Here is a 12121-nt window from a genome sequence, read left to right on the forward strand (position 1 = left end):
GTCAGCAAATAAAATGCAAATAAGGAGCGCGGTAGGATGCCGAAAAAGATAGCTCCGTCCTTTTGCTTTATAGGGAACCACCTTGCTTTGGATTTTATGAATACGAAGGTAGTTGCCGACGGGAAACTCGTGGATCTGCTGCAAACGTCAGACGATGTATGGAACTGGTTGAATCAAACCGATTTACTCGTCGATCAACCAACGGATTCCGTAACCCAATGGAGGGCAGGAAGTTCATTGGTCGAGGAAGCCATCGAACTGCGGACGGCCCTACATGCCATCCTCCTACAGGGGATGCAAGGGGCGGAAGCAGCCTTCGAAGAGGTAGAGCGAGTTAACCGATTCCTTAGGAGCAAGGTCATCACAACAACATTGCTCCAACAGGGTGGCCAATTCTTTTCGGTTCGGCACATTGAAGCCCAGAGACCGGCCGACCTGCTTCTACCCGTCGCGGAAGCTGCGGTGGATTTATTAACGAAGTATGATTTGAGATTGGTAAAAAAGTGCGAAAATCCCCAATGTGTGTTGCATTTTTACGATAACAGCAAGAATAGCACCAGAAGGTGGTGCAGCCAGAAGACGTGCGGGAACCGAATGAAGGTGGCTGCCTATTTGGAAAGACGAAAACGAGCGGAGAATGAAGAAACTAAGAACCCCGGATGAGTATCCGGGTTTTTTTTGTTTGATTTTATTAATACCCAAAATTCTTATTTACAGGTTAATGTTAATGAAATATAATACCCATTATAGAGTTAAGGAGGTTAAATGGGAGGTGGCTAGAGCAGAGTGTACCATGCCGGGGAATTGGCAGTTCAGGCGTTGGCCGGAGAGCAAATCGTTGCAGAGCGGAACGGTTTGAGTATCAAGTCTGTTGTGGTTCAAGGAGCTTTTTCATATTTGCGAACCCAATCGCTGATCGTTTGTTCCACCATGGCGAATGACGGGAAAGTATGGTGTTCGTTTTTGACGGGTGAACCAGGGTTCATCCACGTGGTCTCGGAGAAGGAACTTACCGTGAGCTCACAACCAGTGACGAGCGACCCCATCTGGCATGACTTGCAGGACCGTCCCGATATTGGTCTTTTAGCGATCGACTTCTTCCGGAGAATTCGGATGAGAATCAATGGAAAGGGTGTATATGACGGGGAGCAGCTTCGGGTAACGGTCGAACAGGCATACGGCAACTGCCCCAAATATATACAGAAGCGTTCGCTGCAACCCGGAAGCGGAACCTACCGAAGGGAACGTTTGTCCCAACGCGGGCATGCCCTCAATGCGGAACAACAGGATTGGATTCGAAAGGCCGATACTTTTTTTATCGGAAGTGCCAGTTCGGAAAGGAAAATGGATGCCTCGCATCGCGGGGGGCAGCCGGGATTCGTGAAGATTGAAGATGATCGAACATTGCTTTTTCCCGATTATTTCGGCAACTCCATGTATAATACGCTTGGGAATTTATACAGCAATCCAGCTGCCGGGCTGCTGTTTATCGATTTTAACGGCGGACATTCACTGCAGCTAAGCGGACGTACCGAGACGATCTGGGACAAGGCGCAGATTTCCCGGGTTCCAGGGGCGGAAAGGCTTGTCAGGTACACGATCGACGAAGTGATATACATCGAGAACGATACACCGATCATGTGGGAATTTCACGAGTTTTCCCCGGCAAGCCCATCAATATCGCAACCACTAATTTATAATCAGGAGGTTGGCTTCAATGACAATAGCCAATAAATTTGTGATCATTATCCAAGCGAATCAACAGGATGTAGGGAAGGCTGTTCACGGATTGCTGTATGGATATGAGCTTCACGAGGAAGGGTTCGAAGTGGATATCCTCTTCGACGGAGCAGGGACGGAGTGGCCAAATGAGTTCAGCAAGGCGGAGCACCCTTTCAACGCTGTGTATAAGCAAGCGATGAAGTCGGGGATCGTCAAAGGCGGCTGCCAAGCATGTTCCGGATTCTTCGATACCGCGGATGAAATGCAGGAAGCTGGGGTGCCGCTTGTCGGAAATGAAAACACGGGAGGACATCTTCCGTTCGCCCAATATATAAAAGATGGGTATTTTCCAATTGTACTGTAAGGGGATGTTGCGGGATGATCCGAACCTATTTACATAAAATGAAGGGGGCTGGAAGCAGCCCGCTAAAAGTGGTGCCGGGAAACGCAGGGATGGGTTTTGTAGGCGGCCTGGTCACGATTTCCTTGCTTTCCCTCTTAACCGATATGACTTCTGCCGTATGGATTATGGCTCCTTTCGGAGCGAGTTGTGTACTTGCTTTTGGGATCTGGGACGCCCCGCTATCGCAGCCACGGAACATCATAGGAGGACATCTCGTCTCTACGTTTGTTGGTTTAGTCTATTTTCATCTTTTCGGCGACGGTGTATGGGTTGTAGGTTTGGCAGTCGGCAGCGCCATTGCAGCCATGATGTTGACGAAAACAACGCATCCGCCCGCGGGGGCTGATCCGATAGTGGTTATCCTTGCAGGCAGCGGATGGTCGTTTCTAGTTACACCCGTACTTGTGGGTTCTGTTCTTATCGTGGTTATCGCGATAATTATCAATAACCTGCATCGTCATCGCAAGTACCCTACCTTTTGGTATTAGTTGAGGCGGAAAACAAAGAATCAAAAACAAAAAGCCGGAAGGATCTGCTTGAAAAGATCTCTTCCGGTCTTTTTTAGGTATCCCCCAACTTCTTGCGGATTTCGGAAGGATAACAGCCATAGTAATCGACAAACAGCTTGGTGAAGTGGCGGGAGCTGAAATAGCCTACGCGTTGGGCAACATTCTGAACCTTAGCGTCCGGCTCGGTCAGGAGCAATTCCTTGGCCTTCAGCATACGGATGCTAGTGACATATTTGACGAAGGTGATGCCTTGTTTTTTATGGAATAATGAGCTCAAATAATTGGGGGTCACCTGAAGCTCCTCCGCCAAAGAGCCGATGGAAATATCTTCTTGATAATGCTCGTCTACGTAGTCCATCGCCCGCTTCACAAGGTCACCGCTTGCGGCAGCGGCACCTTTCCCCTCTTGGATCAATAGGAGGTCCCCTTGATGCTGGAGGGCTTCGATCCATTCTGCAGGCGGAAGTTCCACCTGAAGGGCAGGACAGATCGCTTCTCTCAAAAAGACGGTGATCCGTTCATAACGCACGGGATCCCCTTGCAACCCAGGCAAATGCTGCTTACCGAACGCAGATAATTTATTGAGATAACCGACATAATCTCGGTCCTGATATAAGCCGATGAGTTGATGAATCGATCTGCCGAGGGCGGCAACATCTTCCCTGGATGTCTCAGCACGAAGCTCGGCCAAGGGATATAGCTTGTTTAACGGCAGGGTAGCTCTAAGCGTAGAAGCAGCATGCAGTTCCTCCAGCTGTCCTAACAGTTCGCGCACCGAGAGACAGTTCTCGCTTGGCATGACCGTCACTGGGAAGAAGAGCATCTCCCCATGGCGACCTTGCCCAAGGGCCATCATAATCTGGCGCTGCAGGGCTTGGTGAACCTCGTCGTTCGATCCAGCGCCCGAAGTCGGCCAAGCCCAGACGGAGGTTAGATTATCCTCGCTCAATTGCAGATGTCCGCAACGAATTCCTTTTGCCAGGGCATGCTTTTGCGCAGCCTGTTGAATGGTCAAGGCCAGATCGTTTAACCGGGAAGCGGACGGCCTACTCCGGTGAACTCCATAGAAAAGCACGCCGAAAAAGCAATAACCTTCATAAGCGGGGTCTAGCGGCTGCGTCCCCGTCCCCGTTTGGAACTCCCGATAACGGTTCGATAACCAGTGCTCGAATTCATAATCAAGGAATTGGGTATCCCGTTCGCGTCCTTCCATCGCTTCCCGGACACATCTCTCCAGCTGCTCCGGCTCGGCCGGCTTCAGCAAGTAATCGCTGGCTCCCAGCCGGAGCGCCTGCTGCGCGTAATCAAATTCCATAAACCCGCTAAGAATGACCCAGCTTGCCTGCGGAGCGAGCGTCTTGCCGATCCGAATAGCCTCGATGCCGTCAAGCTTCGGCATTTTGATATCCACGAATACGAGATCCGGTGTATCTTTACGCAATAACTCTAGCAATTCCTCGCCATTTCGGGCTTCTCCGATCAGCTGGCATGGCAAGTTCTTAAGCTCCAGTTCCTGCAACATACTTCTTAAGGTAGAGCGAATCAGCTTCTCGTCATCCGCGATGATGATTTTCATAGGGAGTACTCCTTCGTCGGAATATAAATCGAGATGGTGGTTCCGGCACCCGGCCGGCTCTCCACCTCCATCACGGCATCCGGGTAACTCATGGTCAGACGGGTTCGGACATTGGACAATCCAATTTGGTCCTCGGAATTGGAGGCAGAAGGGTCAAACCCAACGCCGTCGTCCTTGACCAAGATCTCAATGTAGTCCTGCGAATCCCTTTCCCTTCTTCGAGCCCGTACCGATACGGATACCATTTCCTTGTCGGCCGGTTCTACGCCATGAATGATGCAGTTTTCGACCAATGGCTGCAGCAGCAGCTTCGGGATCGGGAATGAAGCGGCGTCCGGGTCGCAGTCGATCTGGAATGCCAACCGATCATCAAACCGTAATTGCTGCAGCATGCAATATTTACGCAGGATGTCCAGCTCTTTCTCAAGGGTTGTCTCATGGACCGGCTCCAAACTGTAGCGCATCATATAACTCAAGGAGATAATCGCCGTTTCCAGTTCCTTCGCACGGCCCTCCCGGTTCAAGCCGATAAATCCGTTCAGCGTGTTATACAAAAAGTGAGGCTGAATTTGCGATTGCAGCGCCCGGTATTCGGCATCCTGTTGGGCGAGCTTCGCTAAATACTCCTGGTTGATGAGCTCATCCAGGCGGGAAACCATGCTGTTGAGAGAATGACCGAGTTGCGCAAACTCATCGTTGCCGGGTAACGTGTACCGCTCGGACAAGTCGCCTCTCTTTACTTTGTGCATGACATGATTCATCCGTTTGAAGGGTTTCACAATCCAGCGGGTAAAATAAATCAATACGCCGAAGGTGACTAATAGGGCAGCCGCCGTGAGCAGGAGCGCGACGATATAAATCCACCGAACTTGGTCCTTCTTCTCCTGGTTGGACAGAAACACGACGATTCGCCAGTCCGCGGGACTGATTTTTTTGGAAATGCCTAAATAGTTGTTACTTTCGTACTGATCTTTCTGGCGAAAAGAGGATAATTGCTCTTTCAGCTCTTCGGGCACGGTTTGGTTGGCGTATAGGGTGTTCCCGCTTTGGTCCAGGATCACGACGATGGAAGAGACGTTAAAGTCAACGTCACTGGCGATTTTCTCCAGCACCTTCTTATCCGCATCCGCCATGATCACCGCCAGTGGGCGTCTCGTGTCCGGGTCCTTAATCAAACGGGCCACCGAGAAGGCTTGCGGTACGGATTCCAAGTTTAGGTAGTCCTGGGGATGCGAGCTGATGAAAACCGCTTGTCCATCGCCGTTGTATGCCTGTTGGTACCAATCTTGCGTGTGAAAGATGAAGTCAGGCTTCAGGGAAATCGAACCCTTCGACGTCAAATAAGCTTGCCCCTTGACCGGTACAATCAACGTGCTCAAGATATCCGGGCGGGTATTCGTCAGGTATTGCGGCAGCGTTCCTTTAAGAGCTCGGTCTGTGGTTAATTTGATATAATCGTTAGCGGTTTCGTAGGTATTGTTCGCTTTGATTTTCAATGCAGACATCAAATCATCGTTTAGATAAGGCATTGTGGATAAACGGACTAGGTCGTCCAGATAGGTTTCGATGTTCTTTGAGACGGCATTCATCGTGGATATCGTTAATTTCTGCGTCTCTCGCATCAGCATCCCTTTAATGTAAGAAGGAAGGGCAAAGGCGGAGATGACAAAGGGAACGACGATAAACAGCAAGTAGAGAATCGTAAGTTTAAACCGAAGCGTTTGAAAAAAGCGCATGCTCCTCCCCCTTCCCTTTAACCTTAGCTTCCTTTCTGCCCAAACGTCAATTAGAAACGGTGGGAGTGTAGAAAAGAGCGCTTTCATTGGAGAATGGTGTCGTACAAAAAAAGGGGGTTTACCTTTATGATGGATTCGTAAGGCAATCTTACAAAATATAAGGGGGATACTCATGAAAAGAACAAGAGGGTTACAGCTCGGGATTGTGTTAGCGCTTTCCCTGTCGCTCGCGGCCTGCGGTTCGAGCAACAACAGCAATAACTCAGCTGCGCCGGCTGATTCGACCGGTGACAAGCCAAGCGACAAGAAAATTACGCTTACCGTCATGTCCAGCACCCCTGCCGGGGAGCAAGGTGCGGTAATCGAAGCGATTGCCAGAGAGTTTGAAGCGGAAAATCCTTCAATTAAGGTCGATTTCAGTGCACCTGGCGCAGACTATGAGAACATTATGAAAGTCAAAATGGCTTCCAATGAAATGCCAGATGTATTCGGAACGCATGGCTGGGCCAAGGTCCGTTACGGCGAATATTTGGCGGATCTTCAAGGCGAAGAATGGGCTTCCCAGCTCCACGATGCGATCAAACCAGCGGTGACGGATGAATCCGGCAAAGTGTATGTCTTGCCGATGGATCAAGATAAATCGAGTTTGGTATATAACAAGGCTGTCCTGGAGCAGTATGGCATCGCCGTCCCGCAAACCTGGGATGAGGTGATGAAAGCTGCTGAGGAAATCAAGACGAAAAGCGAGGGGAAAGTGACGGCGTTCCATGTAGGCGGCGCGGATTCCTGGCCGCTCGGACAGTTCTTCGATTACTTCGCGACTCCGGCTTTCATTAGCGCGGAACAAAACTATGCGGCACAGTTTCTCGATGGCACCTTTGATTGGACTCAATTCGATAAACTGCCTCAGATGTTGTTGGATCTGCAAAAGAACGGATACTTGAACAAAGACGTGCTTACCGCAAAATACATGGATTCTGCGAAAGCGTTTGCGGAAGGGAAAGCCGCTTTCTTCGCTTACGGTCCATACATTATAGAAGAAGCGAAGAAGACCAACCCAGACGTAAAAGGCGGTTTGCTGCCAATTCCTTCGATCGAGCCAGGGGATACACCAACCTTTGCCGGCGGGGAGAAGACAACTTGGGGCGTTTGGAAAGATTCTCCGAATATTGAAGCAGCCAAGAAGTTCGTAAGCTTCTATGCGAAACCGGAGAATGTCGCTAGAGTAGCGGGTGCGATGGTCTTGCCAGCTGGCCTGAAGGGTGTCGACGTAAACTTGGGCGATCTTACCGAGGATTTCAAAACGTATGAAAACCTGCGCGTCATCCCATTCTTTGACCGCGAGTATCTGCCAAACGGCATGTGGGACGTCTTGTGCAAGAACGGTCAAGACCTGTTGGCCGGCGGGATTACCGTTCAAGAGTTCTCTACGAATATGAAAAACGAATATGAACGCTTGCGCGCGGCGGATAAATAAGTTCTACCCGCACTAAAGATCGATAGCCCGGCGGCATGAACTGCACGGGCTATCCCTTTAGTGAAGGACAAACAGACATAAAGCGCAACAACCAAGAGGAGGGGAGAAACCGTGCAAGCAGAACCCATCAAACCCGCAAGCCCATCTCGGTCAAATCTCAGCAAGCCGGGGGTTCTTCGAACATTTTTCCAATCAACAACCGCATTAAACTTCATGTATTTGCCGGCGCTACTGTTATTCGGCGTCTTTATCCTTTACCCCTTAATCAAGGGGATTCAAATCTCCTTCACCAACTGGGACGGATATTCCCAGGATTATAGCTGGGTTGGCTTCGAGAAATACGCCCGGATGTTTCATGACAAAAATATCGGCACAACGATGAAAAATACGCTCATCTACGGTGTTGGCAGCACCCTGCTGCAAAACCTGATCGGGCTTGCATATGCCCTGTTCCTGGACAGCAAGATCCGGGGCAAAGGATTGGCACGGACGATCGTTTATATGCCGGTCATTATTAGCCCGCTCATTATGGGTTATATTTTCTACTTTATTTTTCAATATGACGGCGGGGCATTTAACGATATCATGCTTCTGCTCGGGATGGAACCGGCAGACTGGTTAGCCAATGGTTCGCGAGCGGTTTGGATCATTACCTTCGTTAATACTTATCAATATTTGGGGATCGCCATGATCATCTACCTGGGGGGACTGCAGTCGATTCCGAAAGAATATTACGAGGCCGCGCAAATCGACGGTGCCCGCTGGTGGGGGCGTTTCGCCAATGTGACCTGGCCTTTGCTAGCGCCAGCCATTACGGTGAACGTCGTCATTAATCTGATCGGCGGACTGAAGTTGTTTGACGTTATCGTCGCTTTGACCAACGGGGGGCCGGGTTATGCTTCCCAATCCTTGTCCACGATGATGTATAACCTGTATTTCGCCAGACAGGATGCCGGTTATGCCGCAGCCATGGGGAACGTGATGTTCCTGCTCATCTGCGTCCTCAGCTTGACCGTACTGCATTTCCTGCGTAGAAAGGAAGTGCGGGCGTAATGAAAACGGCGAGACGAGTTGTCTTTAGCTTGATCTGTCTGATTCATCTGATTCCGTTCTACTTGCTTATCAACTTGAGCTTCAAGCCGCCGGAGGATACCAGCAGCAAATGGCAGCCGGCATCGACGTTATACTGGGATAACTTCGTGAATGCTTGGACGCGGGCTCATATCGATAAAGCGATCATGACGAACTTGACCGTCACGGTCTTCTCGGTGCTCCTCGTCATTCTCGTCGGCGCGTTTGCCTCCTATCCGCTGGCCCGCAACCGGACGAAATGGAACAGCTTTATCTATTCCTTGTGCATTTCGTGTTTGGTGGTACCGAGCTTGACCATTTTGGTTCCTTTGTACAAGTTCGTCGTGGATATCGGAGGATTGAACCAATACTGGTCGATCATCCTGCTGCAAGTGACGTTTGCTTTGCCGCTCACGATTTTCTTGCTTACGGGATTTATGGGGAATGTGCCAAAAGAGCTGGATGAAGCCGCATTGATTGACGGTTGCAGTCGGTACTCGATTTTCTTCCGGATCATCTTACCGCTGCTGAAGCCGATCGTAGCAACGATCATTATTGTCGTTGGCGTGCAAATCTGGAACGACTATCAGTTCTCAGTGTTCTTCCTGCAGAAATCGGGAAGACAAACCATTCCTGTGGCCTTATCGATGTTTATCAGTCAGCACCAGAGCAATATTAATTGGGTCGCGGCCGGTTGTTTGATGGGCATGATGCCTTTGACGGTGGTCTACCTGTTCTTGCAGAAGTATTTCATTAAAGGGATGGCAGACGGAGCGGTGAAGGGTTAATGGGCTGAGAGAATAAGAGAATAAGCGAATGCTTATCGGGAAAAGGAGAAGAAACATGGCGATACGCGTATATGAGGAGCAGGGGATCTTTCACTTGCAGTCCAAAGGAACAAGCTACATCATGCAAATCGTTAACGGTTATCCTGCGCATGTTTACTGGGGGAAGCAACTGGCGTTTGAGGAACAGCCGCACAGCTTTGTGGATCTACCCGAAGGCCCGTTGTTTTTGTTGGACCGGCTGCCGCAGGAGTATCCGCAATACGGCACCGGCGATTTCCGCAGCCCGGCGTATCAAGTTCGTCTGGGCGATGGCAGCCGGATCACCGAGCTGGTTTACAGCGCTTATCGAATCCTGAAAGGGAAGCCCCAGCTGGAAGGGCTGCCGGCCGTCTATTGCGAGACGGAGAACGAAGGCGAGACGCTGGAGTTGGAGCTGCGCGACGCTTACAGCGGGTTGATCGTTACGCTGAGCTACAGCGTGTTTGAGGACAGCGCGGCCATCGCCAGATCCGTTCGGATTGACAATCAAGGCGAGCAGCCGCTGCAACTGCTGCGTGCGCTCAGCGCCAGCATCGATATGCCGCGCTCCGATCTGGACGCGGTGTATCTGGCTGGCACCTGGAACCGGGAGGCGCATGTTCAGCGCCGTCCGCTCGGTCCGGGCGGCACGACGATCGAAAGTCGCAGAGGCGCCAGCGGGCATCTGCTGAATCCATTCCTCGCGTTAGCTGCTCCGGATGCGGACGAGGATCATGGCGACGTGTTCGGCTTCAGCTTTGTTTACAGCGGAAACTTCTTCATCTCCGCCGAGGTGGAGCCATTCCGCACAACCCGGGTGGGGATCGGTATCAATCCGTTTGATTTCAGCTGGCAACTCGCACCGGGCGAAGCCTTCCAAACGCCGGAGGCGGTACTGGTTTACTCGAGTGCCGGGTTCGGCGAGATGTCGCGGACGTATCACCGATTGTACCGGACGCGGCTGTGCCGCGGCGTGCACCGCGATCGCGTGCGGCCGATCCTGGTCAATAACTGGGAGGCAACCTACTTCAGTTTTACGGAGGAGAAGATCGAGGACATCGCCAAAGCCGGGGCGGAACTGGGGATCGAGTTATTCGTTCTGGATGACGGATGGTTTGGGCGCCGCGAGGATGATCACTCCTCGTTGGGGGACTGGACGCCTAACCCGAGCAAACTGCCTGGTGGCTTAACGAATTTGGCCAAGCGGGTCAACGACCTTGGAGTACAGTTCGGGTTGTGGTTCGAGCCGGAAATGATCTCCCCGGACAGCGATTTGTACCGAAGTCATCCCGACTGGTGTTTGCACGTGGAAGGCCGGCGCCGCACGGAATTCCGTTGGCAGTTGATCCTGGATTACTCTCGGCAGGACGTTCGTGACTACATCTACGATAACCTAAGCGAGATCTTCAGCACCGTGCCGATCTCGTACGTCAAATGGGATATGAACCGCAACATGACGGAGATCGGGTCGGCCACGGCGGGTCCAGAGCAACAGGCAGAAATCGCGCACCGCTATATGTTAGGTTTATACGAGCTGCTGGAGCGCCTCACGACTCGCTTCCCGAACATTTTGTTCGAAAGCTGCGCCAGCGGCGGCGGAAGATTTGATCCAGGCATGCTGTATTACATGCCGCAAACCTGGACAAGTGACGATACGGATGCCGTTGAACGGGTGAAGATTCAGTATGGGACCAGCTTCGTTTATCCGGTAAGCGCTATGGGAGCCCATGTATCGGCGGTGCCGAACCATCAAGTGGGCCGGGTCACCTCGCTCCAAATGCGCGGCGATGTAGCGATGTCAGGCAATTTCGGGTATGAGATGGATCTGACCCGCTTCAGCGACGAGGAGAAGGATTTGGCCAAAGCGCAAATCAAGCGGTATAAAGAGATCCGTTCACTGGTTCAGCAGGGCGATATGTATCGTCTGGTCAGCCCGTTTGCCGGGCACGAAGCGGCCTGGATGTTCGTCTCCGAAGATCGCAGCGAAGCCTTGGCGTACTATTTCAAAGTATTGGCGGAGCCCAATGCTCCGCAACGTAAGTTGCGTTTAAAAGGACTGGATCCTGATAAGCTCTATAAGGTCGAGGAGAGCGGACTTGTCATGAGAGGGGATCGGCTGATGGCAATCGGAATTGGGATCCCTGCGGAGCTGAAAGACTACTATAGTTATTCGGTTCGTTTGAAGATCATCGACTAATCGAGCTCTAAGCTTTATCCCGAATCATAAAACCCCGAAACTATGGTTTCGGGGTTTACTTTAGGTAAAGCTGTTGATGGCTAGTTTCGAGCAAAGCGCTTTTTTGTTCAATTCTAGATCCTTTAAATAATTATTGATTTTAGCATCCAATTGTTCAATGAGATGCGAACGTATATCCTCAATATGCTCCTCCTGGCAGAAGGCGGAAATGGCCAGGATGCCGTCGGAGTAATGTTTCGTTTCCTGGATGGCGGTGTTGAGCTTCTCTTTATACAGCCGTTTGACCGATCCAGTGATCGGTTTGATCTCGTAATAACGATTCGTCTCGACGAGCAATCTCCACGGTGTTATGCGGGATGCAAGCTGATCTTTCCTTAACTCTACGGTGATTTGATACAATGTTTTTGGGCTGTTCATGATGTTGATCCCCTCGTATATTTATACGCTATATTGAATACTATATCACAAATCATGAGAGCTTTTGAAGCCGATTTCTAGAACTTTACGACTAAAAAAGTGATACTAGAGAACTATAAGCAATTGATTATGAAAAATCAAGAGACAAATCATACAAGTTTCCGTTTCCACCTGCGCGTCCTTCTTTTTTCCTCCTGTCCCGCATAA

Annotated in this window: 11 protein-coding genes; 8 read left to right on the top strand and 3 right to left on the bottom strand. The window is 50.8% G+C overall.

The window, feature by feature from the left end; all coding sequences use genetic code 11:
* Nucleotides 1–36 precede the first annotated feature (36 nt).
* From IM700_RS09560 to IM700_RS09575, 4 genes are all read left to right on the top strand, one after another.
* Nucleotides 37–663 (top strand): CGNR zinc finger domain-containing protein, encoded by a 627-nt coding sequence (locus IM700_RS09560; RefSeq protein ID WP_193417339.1) that lies wholly within the window; start codon nt 37–39, stop codon nt 661–663.
* Between the two features lie 123 nt (nt 664–786).
* A complete protein-coding gene (locus IM700_RS09565; protein WP_193417340.1) occupies nt 787–1734 on the top strand; it encodes a pyridoxamine 5'-phosphate oxidase family protein in 948 nt (315 codons plus the stop codon).
* Complete coding sequence (locus IM700_RS09570; protein WP_193417341.1) at nt 1718–2086, top strand: hypothetical protein; 369 nt, start codon at nt 1718–1720, stop codon at nt 2084–2086. Before IM700_RS09565 ends, IM700_RS09570 begins: the two co-directional genes overlap by 17 nt.
* 14 nt (nt 2087–2100) lie before the next feature.
* On the top strand, nt 2101–2613 hold the full coding sequence (locus IM700_RS09575) for an HPP family protein (RefSeq protein WP_193417342.1): 513 nt from the start codon (nt 2101–2103) through the stop codon (nt 2611–2613).
* 73 nt (nt 2614–2686) lie between these two features.
* On the opposite strand, the gene IM700_RS09580 is transcribed toward IM700_RS09575, so the two are convergent.
* Nucleotides 2687–4210 (bottom strand): response regulator, encoded by a 1524-nt coding sequence (locus tag IM700_RS09580; protein WP_193417343.1) that lies wholly within the window; start codon nt 4208–4210, stop codon nt 2687–2689.
* Nucleotides 4207–5946: a sensor histidine kinase gene (locus IM700_RS09585; protein ID WP_193417344.1), complete on the bottom strand. Its 1740-nt coding sequence runs from the start codon at nt 5944–5946 to the stop codon at nt 4207–4209. The genes IM700_RS09580 and IM700_RS09585 overlap by 4 nt, the downstream gene beginning before the upstream one ends.
* Nucleotides 5947–6118: 172 nt before the next feature.
* Here IM700_RS09585 and IM700_RS09590 point away from each other — a divergent pair, with 172 nt between their 5' ends.
* From IM700_RS09590 to IM700_RS09605, 4 genes are all read left to right on the top strand, one after another.
* A complete protein-coding gene (locus IM700_RS09590; protein WP_193417345.1) occupies nt 6119–7423 on the top strand; it encodes an ABC transporter substrate-binding protein in 1305 nt (434 codons plus the stop codon).
* Between the two features lie 213 nt (nt 7424–7636).
* The gene (locus tag IM700_RS09595) at nt 7637–8476 is read left to right on the top strand and encodes a carbohydrate ABC transporter permease (RefSeq protein WP_193417476.1); all 840 of its coding nucleotides are present in this window, start codon (nt 7637–7639) and stop codon (nt 8474–8476) included.
* A complete protein-coding gene (locus IM700_RS09600; protein ID WP_193417346.1) occupies nt 8476–9282 on the top strand; it encodes a carbohydrate ABC transporter permease in 807 nt (268 codons plus the stop codon). The genes IM700_RS09595 and IM700_RS09600 overlap by 1 nt, the downstream gene beginning before the upstream one ends.
* Before the next feature lie 55 nt (nt 9283–9337).
* On the top strand, nt 9338–11497 hold the full coding sequence (locus IM700_RS09605) for an alpha-galactosidase (RefSeq protein ID WP_193417347.1): 2160 nt from the start codon (nt 9338–9340) through the stop codon (nt 11495–11497).
* A 60-nt stretch (nt 11498–11557) separates the two neighbouring features.
* Here IM700_RS09605 and IM700_RS09610 read toward each other — a convergent pair whose 3' ends face one another.
* Nucleotides 11558–11914 carry a hypothetical protein gene (locus tag IM700_RS09610; RefSeq protein ID WP_155606136.1) on the bottom strand — a complete coding sequence of 119 codons (357 nt, stop codon included), beginning with the start codon at nt 11912–11914 and terminating at the stop codon, nt 11558–11560.
* Nucleotides 11915–12121: the final 207 nt, after the last annotated feature.

Source organism: Paenibacillus rhizolycopersici (genome assembly GCF_014947195.2).
Lineage (GTDB): Bacteria > Bacillota > Bacilli > Paenibacillales > Paenibacillaceae > Fontibacillus > Fontibacillus rhizolycopersici.